The organism is Bariatricus sp. SGI.154 (assembly GCF_050313795.1).
Classification (GTDB): Bacteria; Bacillota; Clostridia; order Lachnospirales; family Lachnospiraceae; genus CAMBRQ01.
In genome coordinates, this window is sequence record NZ_JBNPMC010000057.1 from 1 (window position 1) to 17,260 (window position 17,260).

Consider the following 17,260-nt stretch of genomic DNA (forward strand, 5'->3'; position numbering starts at 1 on the left):
TTTCAGATTTTCTCCGACGATTACATTCGATTCCTGATTCCAGACCTCTTTTGAACCTACGAATTGTAGGCGATTGGAGTCGGATATGAACGCCCATACTGCCCCTCTCTGCCGTACACTCCACATACACTCTTCAAGAACTAAATTCCCATTTACTCCCCTCCCGGTCCATCCTTCCGTGGTCGTTTAGTTTCCGGCAGAGGTTCTGCGGATTTAACATTCTCGTCAGAACGCAGGTTACCATCATAAGCATCTTTAGTCTCCGTATAATCAATCGGTTTTTCTGTCGTAAAAGAAGATTTCGTCTCTTTCATGCGTGCATACTCCTTTGCTTAGATACTTCAAAGATAGAATGTACATATATATCGAATACTATTCTATGGGGACGGAGGTTTTTTCAATTTCCCCCGTCCCCATTTCCTGCTGGTTGATTTTGTATCGAAAAGTATCGCCTTCATCTATTGAGGATGTCATCTGAAGTAGAGTATAATTATCACATATAAGAAGAAAAGTGCTTATCTAGCAGAGATAACAGGAGGAGGCTGTCGGAATGAATCAATTGAATTTTTCGGATAATCTTACCCGTCTGCGCCGTGAGAAAGGCGTTACGCAGGAGGAATTAGCAACGTTTGTGGGAGTGACGAAGGCGTCTGTTTCGAAGTGGGAGACCAGGCTTAGTATGCCGGATATTATGCTGCTTCCGGCACTTGCGACATTCTTTGATGTATCCATTGATGAATTGCTGGGATATGAGTCACAGTTAAGCAGGGAGCAGATACAGAAGATCTATCATGAACTGGCGGAGGATTTTGGAAAGGAGCCATTTGAAGAAGTGATGGAAAAAAGCCGGGAACTGGTGAAGAAGTATTATTCTTGTTATCCGTTTCTGTTCCAGATCTGTGTTCTGTGGCTGAATCATTTTATGTTGGCAAAGGAGGAGCGGCAGAGGGAGATCCTGATGTCGGCATCTGAACTATGCGATCATATTATAGCTAATTGTGGGGATGTGGGAATCTGTAATGATGCGTCATTACTTAAGGCGATATTCGCCTTGCAGTGTGGCAGAGCGCAGGAGACGATTGAGATTCTGGAAGAGACGCTGAATCCTTATCGTCTTGCGAATCAGGGGGATGGTTGCCTGATTCAGGCATATCAGATGGCAGGAGAGCCAGAGAAGGCGAATCGTTTTACGCAGATCAGTATGTATATGCATCTGAACAGCTTGGTCAGTAGCGCAACACAATATCTGATGCTTCATGCTGGACAGTCGGAGGTCTGCGAGGAAACGATGCGGAGGATAGATTCGGTGGCGGAGGCTTTTGATCTGGAGCATCTTCATCCGAATGTTGCGGCGAATTATCAGTATATGGCGGCGATTGTATTGTGTATGCAGCAAAAGACAGCGGAAGCGCTGGAGAGATTGAAGAGATATTCTGAGGTGATTCGTTATCTGTTGCTGGACCAGAATATGAAACTGCATGGAGATGCCTTCTTTGATGCGATGGATTCCTGGTTTGAGGCACTTGATCTTGGACCGGATGCACCGAGAGACCGGAAAGTTGTATGGGATAGTTTGGCACAGACATTTGCACACCCTGCCTTTGCGGTATTAGAAGAGAGTGATGAATACAAGAGACTGAGGCAGTCTTTTTTATGAAAATATCTGTGACAGAGTCATAGAAGATTTGGGATTATGATGCTTAAAAGATGGCAGTACCATATTTTTGTTGTGTGGTGTCTGCCGTTTTTTTGTGTATATTATTATCTTTCCGCGGCGTATGGTTGCTTCATAATTATCTTTCTATAATAAGCGAGGATGAGATGTTGCTATGCTCAGTGGTGCGATGTGTAGATAGAAAATATCTATAAATAGAGATTCTCATAGAAAATGTGCGAAGATTACAAAATAAATTTTTCGGTTTGTAAATAAATGACGATGAAAAAAATGTCAAAAAAGTTAGAATGGTACTGTATTTAGTTAGAAAGTCTAATAGAAAGTTTGGAGTAGATGAGATGTTTAAAGTGAGTTATTTTTTGGAGGTTCTCCCGGTTATTGCAAGCAAGGTTAATGTCACATTCGAGCTGACGATTGCGGCAACGATTTTTGCTTTGTTAGTGGGAGTTATTATCGCTGTCATCGGGTACTACAAGATACCGGCGCTGTATCAGTTCACGCGGGTGTATGTTTCGATCATGAGAGGAACCCCGATCGTGGCACAGTTGTATTTCTTCTATTATGGAATCGCCCTTTACAGCGCATTCGTCCGTGATATGACGCCGTTGATCGCGGTTGCTGTAGTCATGAGTCTGAATATGGGAGCGTTCATGTCAGAGAGTATCAGAGGAGCGCTTCTCTCTGTGGATGAAGGGCAGAAAGAAGCGGCGTATTCGCTTGGAATGACTAATTTCCAACTGGTATACCGGATTATCATTCCGCAGGCGGTTCGTGTTGCATTGCCTCCATTGTTCAATGATATCATCAATCTGATCAAGCAGACATCGCTGGCATTTATGCTTGGTGTTCCGGATCTTATGGGTGCGGCTAAGATAGAGGGTGCAAGAACCTTCCGGTATTTTGAAATCTATGCAGCAGTCATGCTCATTTACTGGGTAATCATATTTGTGCTTGGACTGGTACATAAGTTTCTGGAGAAAAAGTGCGAGACGATGTATTAGATGGGATCTTAAACGGGGAACCGCGATGGGGATCTGTTAAGATATAGAGTATTTTTATAAGAAGAGGAGAAAAGTATCATGAAAAAACGTTTATTAGCAGCATTATTAGTGACTGCAATGACAATGACATTTGTAGTTGGATGTGGAAGCAGCAGTTCCGATGATTCTGAGAAAGAAGAGACTACCGCAAAGACGGAAGAATCCGACGAGGGATCAGGCACAGGATATTCAGACAGGAAAGTAACCCTTGTAACTTCAGGAACAGGCGAGCCATATACACTTCTGGCAGATGACGGTACATGGACAGGTATTGATGCTGAGATGTGGGCTGAGATCGAGGAGCGTACAGGCTGGGAAGTTGAAGTAAAGCAGGCAGCATTTGATGCTATGTGGGGAGAACTTGACACAGCCCGTGCAGATGTGGTTGCCAACTGTACAGCAGTTAAGCCGGAGAGAACAGAGAAGTATAATGCAACGATTCCATATTATGGAGATGCACAGTGTGTAATCGTTAACGACAGCAGCAGTTACCAGACAGTAGAGGATCTTAAGGGTAAGGTTGTTGGTTGTACAAACGGACAGGCAGCACAGACAATTATCGAAGATCTTGGCGCTGAGATTGGATTTGAGGTAAAACTTTATGAGGACAGCGCAGTAGGTATGAACGACCTGATGCTTGAAAGAATTGATGCTTATGCTAACACAACAACGAATGTAAATGCATTTTCACACAACAATGAAGAAGCTGATTTCCGATTCTTTGAAGAGAATCTGATGGCAAATAACGTAGCATATTTCCTGCCAAAGACGGATGAAGGAGCAGAACTCGCAGAAGAACTTAATAAGGTTATCCAGGAGATGCTGGACGACGGAACGATTGCTAAGATCACTGAAAAGTGGATGTATGCAGATATGACACAGTTGATTCAAGAATAATTTAAGTCAGAAAGATTGAGAAAATTATGGGAACAGAAACACAGTTGGTAAAGATTGAGCATCTATATAAGGAATTTGATAAAGATACGAAGGTCCTGACGGATATCAATCTTACGATCAATAAGAATGAAGTAATTGCAATACTTGGACCATCAGGAACCGGTAAATCCACCTTGCTCAGATGCCTGAATTATCTGACGGTACCGACAAAGGGACGGATCACAATTGGTGATGTTACGGTAGATGCCGAACATCATACGAAGAGGGATGTTATTGAATTGCGTAAGCATTCGTCGATGGTATTCCAGGGATATAATCTTTTCAAGAATAAGACAGCCCTTGAAAATGTCATGGAGGCACTGATTGTTGTCCAGAAAAAATCAAAGGATGAGGCGGAAAAGATTGCTCTTGAACTTCTTGATAAGGTAGGAATGGGAGAGAGAAAAGACTTTTATCCATCCAAATTATCCGGTGGACAGCAGCAGAGAGTAGGGATTGCAAGAGCCCTGGCGGTGAATCCGAATGTGGTATTGTTCGATGAGCCGACCTCCGCACTGGATCCGGAACTGGTAGGAGAAGTATTGAATACAATCAAGTCTCTTGCGGAAGACGGAACCACGATGATTCTTGTAACACATGAAATTGGGTTCGCCAGAGAGGTAGCAACCCGGATTCTGTTCATGGACGGTGGGCGTATTGCAGCAGACGGAACCCCGGAGGAGATTATCGACCACCCGGAGAATCCGAGACTTCAGCAGTTCCTGAATTTTGTGAATCGATAGTCAGATACCCGGCAGCAGGCTGCGGGGTATCTGACCCTCGCGGCATTCGCCAGATATCCGTGCAAGCACGGCTGTCTGGCTCATTGCTTCCCGGGAATAAAGTTCGAATGAGAAGGTCCGCATATCTGTGTGCGGGCCTTAAAATATATACATTATCGGGCAGAGCCCACCAGCCGAAGGCATGTATTACGGGATGCTCGAATGAGTATGAAAAAGGAGGTCGCAGCGTGGAGGCATTGGAACAGAAAGCGGTAATTGAAAGAATGAAAAAGACCGCAAAGGAGATAGAGCCGGAACTGGTACGGATCAGACATGAACTCCATCAGTATCCAGAACTAGGCATTGAACTTCCCAAGACTCATGAGATTATCAGTCGGGAACTTAAGAAGATACCGGGACTGGAAGTGTATGAACACAAAGCGGGAGGTTCAGGGATTGTTGCCGTTATGAAGGGAGGAAGATCCGAAGGGAAAACGATTCTTCTAAGGGCAGATATTGATGCACTTCCGATAGAAGAGAATCTGGAACTTGATTATAAGTCTAAGAATACGGGATGTATGCATGCGTGCGGTCATGATGGACATGCCACATGGATCATCGGCGCGGCGAAGATCTTATCCGATATCCGTGAGGAATGGGGCGGCTGTATCAAGTTTGTATTCCAGCCGGGAGAAGAGGTCGGCAAAGGTGCGGATACCCTGATTGGCGAAGATAAAGTCCTTGAGAATCCTTCTGTTGATATGGCATTTGCGGCACATGGCTGGCCTTCTGTAGAGAGTGGCAAGATCGGAATTGCAAGAAGGTATGCATTCGGATGTGTCGGAACATTCAAGGTTAAAGTCATTGGCAGAAAAGGACATGCATCCTGGCCGGAGCAGACGATAGACCCTATCGCGGCAGCAGGCGAGATCTACCAGCATATCCCGGCAATCCTGGCAAGGAAGATCCGCGGTACAGATTCGAAGATCATGTCTGTTACTTATATGCAGGCAGGAGACGTAAACGTGAGAAATATTATTCCCGAAACATGCGAATTTGGTGGTACAATGAGAGCAACCAAGCGGGAGACCCTGGAAAAGATGGGAGAGGAACTTCAGAAAGAAGCGAAGGCCGTATGTGAAGTATATGGTGCATCTTGTGAAGTGGATGTCCAGATTCATGGAGGCTCAGTAGAGAATTCACAGGATCTTCTGGATGGAGTGAAGAATGCAGCAGCAGAAGTTCTTGGCAGTAGACAAGTATATATCATTGAAGAAGATAATCTTGGAGGCGAGAATTTCGCAGAATATAGCAGCAGAGTACCGTCCGTATATATGTTTATCGGAATCAGACCGGTGGAGAAAGAAGAGATTCCGGGACTTCACAGTCCGGATTACCGGTTCGATGATGATGTGCTTGCCGGCGCGGCGGGTGCATTTGCAGCGATTGGATATTATGGATGTATGGGAAGATTGGAAAGGAGATAGAGAGATGGAAGAGATCATATATGTAGACCGGAAGAACACGAATTGTAATAAGTGGGATGGACAGACAGGAATGTTCGGTGAAGAAGGCCTTCATGCAATGTGGGTTGCGGATATGGATTTTCGGGTAGCACAGTGTGTTGTGGATGCACTGGAAGAATATGTGCAGTTAGGCGTGTATGGATATTACAAGATCCCGGAGGAATATTATCAGGCATTTATAAACTGGGAGAAGAAGCGTCATGGATATGAGGTAGAGAAGGAGTGGATACGGTTTTCACCGGGAGTCGTGGCAGGATTCCACTGGCTGGTGCAGATGTTTACAGAACCGGGAGATGCGGTAATCGTCAATACACCTGTATATTATCCATTCTTGAATGCCGTTAAGAACAATCATAGAACACTGATCTGTTCAGACCTTATCAATCAGAATGGAAGATATACGATTAACTATCAAGACTTTGAGGAGAAAATCGTTTCCAAGCATGTGAAACTATTCATTCTCTGTTCACCGCATAATCCTGCGGGCAGAGTCTGGAAGGAAGAAGAACTAAAGCAGCTGTTCGAGATATGTAGAAAGCATCAAGTGTATATCATTTCCGATGAGATTCATCAGGATCTGATATTCGGGGAGAATCCGCATATCCCGTCACTTTCGATTGGAGATTATCAGGAACTCATCGTGACTTTGACTGCACCGTCCAAGACATTCAATCTTGCAGGAGGTCAGAACTCTATCGTGATCATTCCGGATGAGAGACTTCGGGAAAAATGGGATGCGTATACACAGGGAAACAGAGTGATCGGCGGGAATGCATTCGGTTATGTGGCAGCCCAGGCAGCCTATGAGAAGGGTGAAGAGTGGCTGGAGAAAGTGAAAAAGCAGATTGCAGAGAACTATGAATATTTACAAGCAGAGTTTGCCGCAAAACTCCCGCAGGCGGTGGTGACACCTCTGGAGGGAACCTATCTTTGCTGGGTGGATCTGGGTGCGTATCTGGGTGCTTCTGAGATGAAAGAAGTGGTTCAGAAGAAGTGCCGTCTTGCGGTAGACTTTGGCGACTGGTTTGGCGGAGAGAGATTCGGGACATTCATCCGATTGAATCTTGCCACTTCTTTGGAGAATGTAAAGATTGCCGTGGAGGCTTTGGTAGAGAATTTATCTTAATGATTGATAAAAATCAATCATAGAGCAAGTCGATAACTGGCGGATAACGCGCTTAAAATCTATTTGACAAATGCAATTTTCTAAGAAATAATATTCATAATGGAGTGAATATTTATGTTTGAAATTGAGAATTGTTACAAGATAATATTTGAAGCCATGCTTGAAACGTCGGTGCTTGGGTGCATAGCAGAAGGAATTGACCAATATACGAACGCAGGGGTTGCGTTCGTATCAGGGACAGGAAGAATATTGGCATACTCCGGTCTGTGGAGTAATCTATTCCCTATGTCGGTGGAAAAAGAGCATCTTATATTGGAAGACTATGAGATCATATTTGAAAAAGAAGGAATCAGTGACAGATATTTATGCATAACGACTGTATATAGTGGCAGAATGGCTGCCGGTTATATCGTACTGGCATATGAGAAAGAAGAAAAAGAGATTATTCAGGAATTGGGGACGATTCTGGCACAGAATGTAAAGCGTTATTTTGAGGAGGAACAGAGGCAATATGTTCTTACTCAATCACTGAGAGAGCATATGATTGGATGGACGCTTTTTGAAGATGATGCTTCGAAGATGACAGGGGAAAAGAACTGTCCGGAAGAGAAATACATTGCTGCGTTATTGTGTAAGAAGGATGGCAGGATAGAAGAGACGATTGCCAGACTGCGTAATATATGGGGCTGTATGTATCTGTATGAGGAGAAGGAAGAAGTCTTCCTGTTGTTGTACCGTTTAACGAATAGAGATGTGTCTGCTATCTATGAAAAGATTGGGGCAGAGAAGATAAAGTGCTGTATCAGTGAAGTGTTTTCGAAGATTTATCTGTGTAAGAGCAGGAAGAACATCCTGAAAAGAATGGCGCTGGCGAGAGAATCTCGGACGATTGCCGTCATGCGGCGGGAAAAGGAATGGTCTATGCAGGGGCTTTATACTTATACGGCATCACTGATCGAGAAGGCTGGCTTAAGCGATTATTCCGTTGATAGACTGCTTCTGGAAGATGAGAAAAATCATACGGAACTGTATCACACATTAAAAACCTATCTGCTTTGTGAGAATAATGTTACTGTAGCAGCGAAGGCATTGCATATCCATCGAAATACGCTGGTTTATCGGTTGAAACAGATTAAAGAGTGTCTGGAAACTGATGTAAACGATCATGTAATATCCAGAGAATTACTGGCATTTATCATGATGAATGATGCCTCGGGACAGGGAATAAGGAGCAAAACTGACTATGAAGATTGTACAGGAGTTGCCGGAAGTATTTCGTGAATTTGGTGAACAGAGAAGGAAATCTTTTCTGGAGATAAAAGAATATAAAGATAAGGGGATTCCGGTTGTGGGAATGTATTGTGCATACTTCCCGCCGGAACTTGCGATTGCCGCCGGAGCAATTCCGGTGGCTTTATGTTCGTTTGCGGACGAGACAATCCCCGCGGCTGAGAAAGTTATGCCGAAAAGTATGTGTCCGCTTGTGAAGTCCAGTTATGGGTTCGCAGTCACGGATAAATGTCCTCTTTTTCATTTTACAGATCTGGTGATCGGAGAGACGACATGTGACGGGAAGAAAAAGATGTATGAGATGATGATGGAATTCAAAGCGGTTCATGTTATGGAACTCCCGAACAGCCAGTCTGAGCGCGGCTATGAATTCTGGAAAAAGGAGGTCATACGCGCAAAAGAGTATCTGGAGGAGTTCTTCCATGTGGTGATCACCGAGAAGATGATCCGGGATGCGGTTCATCTTAACAATCAGATTCGTACATCCCTTAAGAACCTATGTGAAGTTATGAAACTGGATCCGGCACCTGTGTCTGGAGAGGATATACAGAGGATGGTGCTGGGGAGCAAGTATCGTTTTGATTTTCAGACGACACCGGAAATTGTGGCAGGTGTCCGGGATAAGATTCTGGAGGAATATGAACAGGGAAAGAAACTAGACAAGAGAGTAAGGATTCTTGTGACCGGCTGTCCGGTCGGAGGAGACAGTCTTAAGGTAATCCGTGCGATTGAGAAGAATGGTGGTGTTGTGGTAGCAACGGAGAATTGCAGCGGTGTGCGTGCGTTGTCTACGATGGTGGAAGAAGATACAGATGATATCTACGGGGCGATTGCCAGAAAATACCTGTCAACAGGATGTTCGATCATGACGCCGAATGACAACCGGATTGAACTGCTCAGTGAGATTATTGACGAATATCACGTGGATGGGGTAGTGGAGGTAATCCTGACGGGATGTCATTCTACCGGAGCAGAATCTTTCTATATCCGTAAGTTTGTAAATGAAGAGAAGCATCTTCCTTATATTGCCGTTGATACGGACTATTCCAATGCGGATCATGGACAGATCTCGACCAGGCTGGCTGCATTTATCGAAATGATACAGGCTGAAAATTCAGAGGATCGGCAGGTGGATATTAATTGCTGTTATAAGATTGTACTGTCGGGAAGCAATGCCGGGAACTCTGAACAGGATATCCTAAGAGAAATCTGGGAGTATACGGGGATACCGATCGGTGAATATGATAAGCATGGGCATCTCACTGCCAGTGCAGGCTTTCATCAGATCACACCGGAGACAGAAGCCAGAAAGATTGAAAAAGAGTATCCGGATAGACAGGGGAAATTTGTCGCATACGTAATGCCTGGAATATCAGCGAAGACGGCGGAGCAGCTTATGGATATCCTGCTTAAGAATTACAGTATGAAAAAACAATTCTTACAGGGAGTGACGAGTGAATATCCGGATTATTTGTGGTTGATCGCAGAGAATATAGGGGATCTTGAGCGAATCCATAGTGCATTAAAACAGGATGATGGATTCCAGGGAATACCGGAGCTCCCGGATGGGAAAAAAATGTTTGTATCCCGTATTCAGGGAAAAGAAGACAGAAAACGGCTGATCAGTATCTGTAGAAAATGCATGAGGGATTCGGACGGGCGTATCTTAGTCGGAAATGGTTTCGGGGACGTGTCAAGTAAAGAAGAAAACTGTAAATTACAGGAACGAGTGATGAGGATTGCTCGGGAGAGAAAAGAACGGGAAAAAGTCCGGCTGATAGAAAATTATTATCACGAACTGGCAGTTGAATGTATTAGTGAGAGGATGGAACAGGAATCAGTCTATCTTGAGGAACTGGAAATCATCAATAAAGAGGAGTTGGAAAAAGGAAAAGAACTCTATGATACACTCTACTGGTACCTGCGGATGAAGCGCAATGTGGCTTCGACCGCGGCAAAGATGAAGTTACATCGTAATACGCTGCTTCCAAGGATCGCGAGGTTGAACGAGATCATGGAAGTTGATGCGATGGAGGGGGCGGATTGTGAAAGAATCCTGCTTATAATGGAAATAGAACGCAGACAAAACGGGGACGGGGGAAATTGAAAAAACCCCCGTCCCCGTTTCTTAATGGTTGACTTTGTATCGCAAAGTATCGTGCGCGTCCATTGAGTATCTGATGAAAAGGGAAGTATAATAATATGGAACGAAGAACATATCAGATTTGCATGATACAGGAGGAGAGAGACATGAATATTAAGGAAGTTCTACCATTCATCATCCCGTTGATTATCGCGGAATTTACATTGCTTGCTATATCAATATGGCATATTCTGACTCACAATCATTATAAGCGTGGCAATAGAATCCTGTGGCTTATTGTTGTAATTGTGGGGATGGAATTTATCGGTCCGGTGTTATATTTTTTATTGGGAAAGGAAGATGTTTAAATGGATGTATTAACACTTTCCCATGTGTCCAAGTCATTCGGGCAGCATAGGGTTATTGAGAATCTCGAGTTTTGTATTCCGGAGCATACGGTCTATGGTTTTATCGGGCAGAATGGTGCCGGGAAGACGACCACTATGAAGATAATTCTCGGATTGTTAAGAGCGGATACGGGTGTGATAACGGTGAATGGCAAGCAGGTTTGCTATGGACAGAATCATACCAATCAATTTATTGGCTATCTGCCGGATGTGCCAGAGTTCTATGGATTCTTAACGCCGATAGAGTATCTGGAATTATGCGGTGAGATTACAGGTATGGAAAAACGGGAAATTCGGCGAAGATCCGAGGAAATGCTGGAACTTGTAGGCTTATCTGAAAGGAAGAAGAGGGTTCAAGGGTTTTCCAGAGGAATGAAACAGCGGCTTGGGATTGCGCAGGCGCTGCTTAATCGACCGAAACTCCTGATCTGTGATGAGCCGACTTCTGCTCTTGATCCGGTAGGGAGAAAAGAGATTCTGGATATTCTGCATACTGTAAAAGAGCATACTACAGTACTGTTTTCAACACACATTTTGTCAGATGTGGAACGAATCTGCGATAAGATTGCATTTCTTCATAACGGAAAACTTGAATTTCAAGGAACACTTGAGGAGATTCGGAGTCAGCGGCAAGGAAGAGGATTCCAGATTGAGTTCTATCGGAAGGAAGATGTGGCGTTATTTTTAAAGTATTTTCCAGGCACCGTAAGTGAAGGTGGTTATAAAGTTCTCTGTGAGAGGAATATGGGAAATAACATGCAAAACAATATGAAATATGTGGAGAAAAATATGACGCATGCTATGGAATTCGTAGTAAAAAATAACATGGCTATAAGAAGCATAGAGATGCTGGAGACGACACTTGAGAATCTATTCATGGAGGTGGTAGGACAATGAGAGCCTTTCTTGCATTTACGAAAAAGGAGTGGGTTGAACTGATTCGCACTGGCAGGCTGGCGATTCTTTTGGTTCTATTCAGTCTGTTCGGTATTATGAATCCAGCAGTTGCGAAACTGACTCCGTGGATGATGGAGATGATGGCGGATAGTCTGAAGGAGACGGGGCTTACGGTGGCAGCGGTGAAGGTAGATGCCATGACATCCTGGACGCAGTTCTACAAGAATATTCCGATTGCTATGGTGATATTCCTGTTGATGTTTGGCGGGATTCTAACAGCAGAATATCAGAAAGGGACGTTAATTAATATGCTGACAAAGGGGCTGGCAAGATGGAAGGTCATTCTGGCGAAGGGCTGTATCATGACCGCAACATGGACGGTGTGCTACTGGCTATGCTACGGGATCACCTATGGATATAACTGGTATTTCTGGGAAAATGGAATTGCTTCGCATCTAGGATTGGCGGCTGCGTGTGTATGGATTCTGGGGATCTGGCTGATTGCAGTTATGCTGCTGATGTCAACGGTGTTTCAGACCAGTTCAGCAGTGCTGGCAGCGACAGGAGGTATCGCTTTGGTCAGTTATGTCGTTGGATTGATTCCGAAGGCGAGAAAGTTTCTGCCCACGCATCTTCTGGCGGCTTCCGGGATGTTGTCAGGCGCAGGCAGTGTAGAAGAATACTGGTGTGCGGTATGGGTAACGATCGGGCTTGGTGTGTTAGGATTGCTGGCCGCAGTTATTGTATATAATAAAAAGTGAACTTTGTTACATCTCATACGATATTAAAAGTGTGGAAAGAGATCTCGAACCAGGGCTTTCTTTTTGACTATCTGTCTTTCCGTTGCTATACTAAAAGAATAGTATAGAAAACGAAAAGAATTAATATGGTATCGGTAAGGAATAATAGTAGATGAAAACATATATAGGCAAATCAGTATATAAAGGAATCGTGACAGGACCGGTGGTAGTCCTGAAGAATGATGATTATCAGGTGAAGCGGCTAAAGATAGAGGATGCAGAAAGTGAACTGGCAAGACTTGAGAAGGCAGGCGAACAGGCGCAGAAACAGCTTCAGGGACTCTATGATAAAGCAGTAAAAGAAGTGGGAGAAGCCAGTGCTGCTATTTTCGAAGTGCATCAGATGATGTTAGAGGATGAAGACTATCTGGATGCAATCCAGAATATGATCTGTACAGAGATGGTAAATGCAGAATATGCAGTAGCAGTTACCGGGGATAATTTCTCGGAGATGTTTGCAAGTATGGATGATGACTATATGAAAGCAAGAGCGGCAGATGTAAAGGATATCTCTAACAAACTGGTCAAGAATCTGACTGGACAAGGAGAGGTAGACCTTGCATCCATAAAGCCATCCATTATCGTGGCGGATGATTTAAGTCCCAGTGAGACGGTACAGATGGATAAAGAGAAGATTCTTGCATTCGTGACGGTACATGGCTCTACGAATTCTCATACGGCAATCCTGGCGCGCCTGATGAATATTCCGGCGCTGATCGGGGTTCCGATAGATCTGGAAGAGATTCAGACAGGTGTGCAGGGAGTAGTAGACGGATTCCGAGGAGAGTTTATACTTGAGCCGTCCGAGGAGGTCTGTACACAGACAAAAGAGCGGATGCGGGAAGAAGAAGAGAAACTGCATCTTCTACAGAACCTGAAAGGGAAAGAGAATGTGACGCTGGATGGAAGGCAGATCAACATCTATGCGAACATCGGAAGTGTAGGTGATGTAGGATATGTGTTGGAAAATGATGCCGGTGGAATCGGATTGTTCCGAAGTGAATTCTTATATCTTGGACGGAATGATCTTCCAACAGAAGAAGAGCAGTTCCAAGCGTATAAGCAGGTGCTGCAGATGATGGCAGGCAAGAAGGTGATCATACGTACTCTGGATATTGGCGCCGATAAACAGGTGGATTATCTGAATCTGGGACAGGAGGAGAATCCTGCGATGGGATACCGGGCAATCCGTATCTGCCTGAAACAGCCGGAGATATTCAAGGTACAGCTTCGGGCTCTGCTTCGGGCAGCCACATATGGCAATCTGTCAGTGATGTATCCGATGATTACTTCTGTAGAGGAAATAGAGAAGATATTTGTAATTGTGAAGGAAGTAGAGGAGGAACTAACGAAGGCAGAGGTTCCTTATCAGCTTCCGGAGCAGGGAATTATGATTGAGACGCCTGCAGCAGTTATGGTCAGCGATGAATTGGCGGAACTGGTAGATTTCTTCAGCATCGGAACCAATGATCTGACGCAATATACCCTGGCGATAGACAGGCAGAATGAGAAACTGGATGATTTCTACAATCCACATCATAAAGCCATCTTGAAGATGATTCGTATGGTAGTGGAGAATGCACACAGATATGGCAAATGGGCGGGAATCTGCGGAGAATTGGGCGCTGATCTGACTCTTACGGAAGAATTCGTGCGTATGGGAGTTGATGAATTGTCCGTTGCACCGTCTATGGTATTAAAAGTCAGAAAACAGGTAAGAGAGATGAACGCATCTGAAGCATAAGGAATAATAGAATACGAGATATCCATGAAAAATAAGCACCTGTATGTAGTAAAGATTACAACATGCAGGTGCGATCTGTTTATAATTGATCGATAATATTGCTTGCTTGTAATGCCCGCCGGATGATGTACATATATTCCGGTGGTATGGCAGCAGATTTGTCCAGGTGAAATGGCGCATCATCTAAGAATGCGTTGGATAATTGATAGATATAGTATTCTCCGCCTGTCTGCTCTTCGGCGAGAATATCTCCGTTGATCCTCATCTCTTTGGTATCTTCATCCTTTCCCAGGCTCATTGCCATCAGTATCTCCAGCATGACACAGAAGTGTTCTTCGTCCCATGCGGAAAGGTACATGCATTTACATAATCCTTTGGAGAAAAAGGGTGACTGTATGTAACAATCCAATAGTTCCTTAAAGCGGGTCTTGTGCCAGGAATCCTCAAACATGTTCCGTTCGGTCAGCGCAGCAAAACACTTATCTTTCCAATCCATAGTCATTCCTCCCTCACAACATATATTGGTGTCATAGATCCAATTGTCTTAGTGCTCATTCCTTATTGATATATCATATATTAGAAACCTGCAGGAAGTCAATAAAATTGATTTTGGATTTCCGTAGTTTTTGTCCACAGAATTGCGTCGTTATGAGCCGTGCTGCTGCGTCATTCGGGAAATCAGTCTTTGTCATGGATCGTGGCTGAGACGGAAAAGAATCCTATGCGCTTGAAGTTTCTACAATAGCGATGTATAATGATATATGTACAGAGCAACAGATCAGAAAATTTGTTTGATAAACTATGAATTTAAACTATTGTGAGGGAGAATCTTAAATGGCAAAGAATATTTTAATATGTGATGATGCTGCATTTATGAGGATGATGCTTAAGGACATTTTGAATAAGAATGGTTACAATGTCATAGGTGAGGCAGAGAATGGGATAAAGGCTGTGGATAAATATAGGGAAACTGTCCCAGACTTAGTGCTGATGGATATTACTATGCCCGAAATGGATGGAATTCAGGCTCTGAAGAAGATCAAAGAGGCTGATGCCGATGCCAAGGTTGTCATGTGTTCTGCTATGGGACAGCAGGCAATGGTGATAGAATCTATTCAGGCAGGTGCCCAAGATTTTATTGTCAAGCCGTTTGCTCCGGAAAGAGTTCTTGAAGTCGTGAAAAAAGTGATTGGATAACGGCAGGGCATTGAAAGCATCTTTTATGTAAATCAATACAGAACCAATGATTTTGTGCATGATAATGTATCATAATCATTGGTTTTGCTTTTGTATTCTTTGTTGTGATGTGATGATTCTCGTAACAAAGTTTTCCCTACAACATAGTTTGGTTTTAGGTAAATTCAATAAGGAGGAAATCATGCTGACAATAGGAACACATATGTCGATTGCCAAGGGTCTGGCGAAGACTGCCGAGAATGTAGTGAAGATGGAAGCGAATACCATGCAGATCTTCAGCCGCAATCCTAGGGGATCGAATTTTAAAATATATACAGAGGAAGAGATAGGGAGATTTCAGGAGATACGAAAAAACCATCAATTCGGATCACTGCTTGCCCATGCGCCTTATACCATGAATCTTGCCAGCGATCAGGAGAAGGTGTATGAATTCGCCTGCACGGTCATCCGGGAGGATGTTGCCAGAATGGATGCCCTCGGAATTGAGAATATGGTATTCCATCCGGGAAGCCATACAGGAATCGGTGTGGAGAGAGGAATCCGGAACATTATTGCCGGGCTTGATCAGGCAATTACAGGAGACGAGAAGATTACGGTACTTTTGGAAACAATGACAGGAAAGGGAACGGAGATTGGAGCAAGATTCGAGCACCTGAAAGCAATCCGGGACGGAGTAAAACATCCGGAAAGGATCGGAATTTGTCTGGATACTTGTCATGTATTCGCTGCGGGATATGATATTATTCATGATCTGGACGGTGTGCTCGAGGAGTTTGACCGCGTGCTTGGACTTGATCTTTTAAAAGCAATCCATCTGAATGACAGTATGATGCCTTTTGAGTCACATAAGGACAGGCATGCGACGATTGGAGCGGGAGAGATCGGATGGGAGGCATTATTAGGAGTACTTAAGCATCCGGCGCTTAAGGAACTGCCATTCTATCTGGAAACGCCGTTGGATGATGCGGGACATAAGGAAGAAATCGCGATGATCAAAGCAAGGTTAGATACGATTTAGGATAACAAGAGGGAATCATCTGTGTATGATTGGTCGTGTATGGGAGAGAAGAGATGAAATTCGGACTGACATTGAAGACAATTGCATATATACATACTGATTTCCCAACAAAATTCGGTATTCCACGGCAGAGCGGTCTGGCAGATACGCAAGGAGAGATTATCTTCGAGCCAGAATACAGGAATCAGGATGCACTAAGGGGAATCGAGGAATACTCTCATCTATGGCTTCTCTGGGAATTCTCAGAAGCCGTGAGAGAAGAGTGGAGTCCAACGGTAAGACCGCCGCGTCTGGGTGGAAACCAGCGGGTGGGAGTATTTGCTACCCGTTCACCGTTTCGTCCGAATCCAGTGGGCTTGTCCTGTGTGAAATTAGAGAGAGTTGAGATGCGGGAAGGAGTAGGAGCTGTGCTGCATATCAAGGGCGCAGATTTGATGGATGGAACGCCGATCTATGATATTAAGCCTTATCTTCCTTATGTGGACTGCCATGCGGAAGCGACAGGCGGCTTTGCCGAGCGGGTCAAGGGATATCGCCTGAAGGTGGAGATCCCGGAGGAGTGGCTCGCAGTTGTGCCTGGGGATAAACGGGAATCGTTAAAGCAGATATTGTCACAAGATCCAAGACCGTCCTATCAGAAGAATCCGGACCGGGTGTACGGGATGGAGTATGCCGGGATGGAAGTCCGGTTCAAAGTGCAGGAAGAAATATTGACAGTATGCGAGATTAGAAAGAATGAGATGGAGTAAAAAGGGACAGGGCAAATCGAATTGGGGACGGGGGTTTTTTCATTTTCCCC

General features: G+C 44.3%; 17 protein-coding genes. 15 read left to right on the forward strand and 2 right to left on the reverse strand.

All coding sequences use genetic code 11. The features are described 5' to 3' along the window. Positions 1-152: 152 nt before the first annotated feature. Positions 153-314, reverse strand: a complete 162-nt coding sequence (locus ACQRBN_RS16605) for a hypothetical protein (protein WP_427740183.1) — start codon at positions 312-314, stop codon at positions 153-155. A gap of 236 nt (positions 315-550) precedes the next feature. Between ACQRBN_RS16605 and ACQRBN_RS16610 the strand changes: the two genes are divergently transcribed. The 12 genes from ACQRBN_RS16610 (at position 551) to ptsP (ending at position 14,246) form a co-directional block, all read left to right on the forward strand. Continuing rightward, positions 551-1,657 (forward strand): helix-turn-helix domain-containing protein, encoded by a 1,107-nt coding sequence (locus ACQRBN_RS16610; RefSeq protein ID WP_427740185.1) that lies wholly within the window; start codon positions 551-553, stop codon positions 1,655-1,657. A gap of 356 nt (positions 1,658-2,013) precedes the next feature. Continuing rightward, a complete protein-coding gene (locus ACQRBN_RS16615) occupies positions 2,014-2,676 on the forward strand; it encodes an amino acid ABC transporter permease (RefSeq protein WP_427740186.1) in 663 nt (220 codons plus the stop codon). A gap of 78 nt (positions 2,677-2,754) precedes the next feature. After that, positions 2,755-3,612 carry a transporter substrate-binding domain-containing protein gene (locus ACQRBN_RS16620; RefSeq protein WP_427740187.1) on the forward strand — a complete coding sequence of 286 codons (858 nt, stop codon included), beginning with the start codon at positions 2,755-2,757 and terminating at the stop codon, positions 3,610-3,612. A gap of 44 nt (positions 3,613-3,656) precedes the next feature. After that, positions 3,657-4,394 carry an amino acid ABC transporter ATP-binding protein gene (locus tag ACQRBN_RS16625; RefSeq protein WP_427740201.1) on the forward strand — a complete coding sequence of 246 codons (738 nt, stop codon included), beginning with the start codon at positions 3,657-3,659 and terminating at the stop codon, positions 4,392-4,394. A gap of 107 nt (positions 4,395-4,501) precedes the next feature. Then, positions 4,502-5,860 (forward strand): M20 metallopeptidase family protein, encoded by a 1,359-nt coding sequence (locus tag ACQRBN_RS16630; RefSeq protein ID WP_427740188.1) that lies wholly within the window; start codon positions 4,502-4,504, stop codon positions 5,858-5,860. A gap of 4 nt (positions 5,861-5,864) precedes the next feature. Continuing rightward, complete coding sequence (locus tag ACQRBN_RS16635) at positions 5,865-7,025, forward strand: MalY/PatB family protein (protein ID WP_427740189.1); 1,161 nt, start codon at positions 5,865-5,867, stop codon at positions 7,023-7,025. Positions 7,026-7,139: 114 nt separating this feature from the next. Next, on the forward strand, positions 7,140-8,306 hold the full coding sequence (locus ACQRBN_RS16640; protein WP_427740190.1) for a helix-turn-helix domain-containing protein: 1,167 nt from the start codon (positions 7,140-7,142) through the stop codon (positions 8,304-8,306). Beyond that, on the forward strand, positions 8,269-10,422 hold the full coding sequence (locus ACQRBN_RS16645) for a double-cubane-cluster-containing anaerobic reductase (RefSeq protein ID WP_427740191.1): 2,154 nt from the start codon (positions 8,269-8,271) through the stop codon (positions 10,420-10,422). Before ACQRBN_RS16640 ends, ACQRBN_RS16645 begins: the two co-directional genes overlap by 38 nt. A gap of 143 nt (positions 10,423-10,565) precedes the next feature. Further along, positions 10,566-10,766, forward strand: coding sequence for a PLDc N-terminal domain-containing protein (locus ACQRBN_RS16650; protein ID WP_427740192.1), 201 nt, complete (start codon positions 10,566-10,568; stop codon positions 10,764-10,766). Then, positions 10,767-11,702, forward strand: a complete 936-nt coding sequence (locus tag ACQRBN_RS16655) for an ABC transporter ATP-binding protein (protein WP_427740194.1) — start codon at positions 10,767-10,769, stop codon at positions 11,700-11,702. It begins immediately after the preceding gene. Continuing rightward, on the forward strand, positions 11,699-12,463 hold the full coding sequence (locus ACQRBN_RS16660) for an ABC transporter permease subunit (protein WP_427740195.1): 765 nt from the start codon (positions 11,699-11,701) through the stop codon (positions 12,461-12,463). The genes ACQRBN_RS16655 and ACQRBN_RS16660 overlap by 4 nt, the downstream gene beginning before the upstream one ends. Before the next feature lie 151 nt (positions 12,464-12,614). Beyond that, positions 12,615-14,246, forward strand: coding sequence for a phosphoenolpyruvate--protein phosphotransferase (gene ptsP / locus ACQRBN_RS16665; protein WP_427740196.1), 1,632 nt, complete (start codon positions 12,615-12,617; stop codon positions 14,244-14,246). Positions 14,247-14,325: 79 nt separating this feature from the next. Here ptsP and ACQRBN_RS16670 read toward each other — a convergent pair whose 3' ends face one another. Further along, the gene (locus ACQRBN_RS16670; protein WP_427740197.1) at positions 14,326-14,742 is read right to left on the reverse strand and encodes a hypothetical protein; all 417 of its coding nucleotides are present in this window, start codon (positions 14,740-14,742) and stop codon (positions 14,326-14,328) included. A gap of 338 nt (positions 14,743-15,080) precedes the next feature. Here ACQRBN_RS16670 and ACQRBN_RS16675 point away from each other — a divergent pair, with 338 nt between their 5' ends. The 3 genes from ACQRBN_RS16675 to tsaA all read left to right on the forward strand — a co-directional run bounded on the left by ACQRBN_RS16675 (position 15,081) and on the right by tsaA (position 17,210). Continuing rightward, positions 15,081-15,443, forward strand: a complete 363-nt coding sequence (locus tag ACQRBN_RS16675; RefSeq protein WP_427740198.1) for a response regulator — start codon at positions 15,081-15,083, stop codon at positions 15,441-15,443. A 181-nt stretch (positions 15,444-15,624) separates the two neighbouring features. Then, positions 15,625-16,461 (forward strand): deoxyribonuclease IV, encoded by an 837-nt coding sequence (locus ACQRBN_RS16680; protein WP_427740199.1) that lies wholly within the window; start codon positions 15,625-15,627, stop codon positions 16,459-16,461. A 53-nt stretch (positions 16,462-16,514) separates the two neighbouring features. Next, positions 16,515-17,210 (forward strand): tRNA (N6-threonylcarbamoyladenosine(37)-N6)-methyltransferase TrmO, encoded by a 696-nt coding sequence (tsaA, locus tag ACQRBN_RS16685; protein WP_427740200.1) that lies wholly within the window; start codon positions 16,515-16,517, stop codon positions 17,208-17,210. Positions 17,211-17,260: the final 50 nt, after the last annotated feature.

Excerpts from the sequence above, each read along its gene's own strand:
- ACQRBN_RS16605 (WP_427740183.1), bottom strand. The coding sequence starts at position 314 with ATGAAAGAGACGAAATCTTCTTTTACGACAGAAAAACCGATTGATTAT.
- ACQRBN_RS16610 (WP_427740185.1), top strand. The coding sequence starts at position 551 with ATGAATCAATTGAATTTTTCGGATAATCTTACCCGTCTGCGCCGTGAG.
- ACQRBN_RS16615 (WP_427740186.1), top strand. The coding sequence starts at position 2,014 with ATGTTTAAAGTGAGTTATTTTTTGGAGGTTCTCCCGGTTATTGCAAGC.
- ACQRBN_RS16620 (WP_427740187.1), top strand. The coding sequence starts at position 2,755 with ATGAAAAAACGTTTATTAGCAGCATTATTAGTGACTGCAATGACAATG.
- ACQRBN_RS16630 (WP_427740188.1), top strand. The coding sequence starts at position 4,502 with ATGAGAAGGTCCGCATATCTGTGTGCGGGCCTTAAAATATATACATTA.
- ACQRBN_RS16635 (WP_427740189.1), top strand. The coding sequence starts at position 5,865 with ATGGAAGAGATCATATATGTAGACCGGAAGAACACGAATTGTAATAAG.
- ACQRBN_RS16640 (WP_427740190.1), top strand. The coding sequence starts at position 7,140 with ATGTTTGAAATTGAGAATTGTTACAAGATAATATTTGAAGCCATGCTT.
- ACQRBN_RS16645 (WP_427740191.1), top strand. The coding sequence starts at position 8,269 with ATGAAGATTGTACAGGAGTTGCCGGAAGTATTTCGTGAATTTGGTGAA.
- ACQRBN_RS16650 (WP_427740192.1), top strand. The coding sequence starts at position 10,566 with ATGAATATTAAGGAAGTTCTACCATTCATCATCCCGTTGATTATCGCG.
- ACQRBN_RS16655 (WP_427740194.1), top strand. The coding sequence starts at position 10,767 with ATGGATGTATTAACACTTTCCCATGTGTCCAAGTCATTCGGGCAGCAT.
- ACQRBN_RS16660 (WP_427740195.1), top strand. The coding sequence starts at position 11,699 with ATGAGAGCCTTTCTTGCATTTACGAAAAAGGAGTGGGTTGAACTGATT.
- ptsP (WP_427740196.1), top strand. The coding sequence starts at position 12,615 with ATGAAAACATATATAGGCAAATCAGTATATAAAGGAATCGTGACAGGA.
- ACQRBN_RS16670 (WP_427740197.1), bottom strand. The coding sequence starts at position 14,742 with ATGGATTGGAAAGATAAGTGTTTTGCTGCGCTGACCGAACGGAACATG.
- ACQRBN_RS16675 (WP_427740198.1), top strand. The coding sequence starts at position 15,081 with ATGGCAAAGAATATTTTAATATGTGATGATGCTGCATTTATGAGGATG.
- ACQRBN_RS16680 (WP_427740199.1), top strand. The coding sequence starts at position 15,625 with ATGCTGACAATAGGAACACATATGTCGATTGCCAAGGGTCTGGCGAAG.
- tsaA (WP_427740200.1), top strand. The coding sequence starts at position 16,515 with ATGAAATTCGGACTGACATTGAAGACAATTGCATATATACATACTGAT.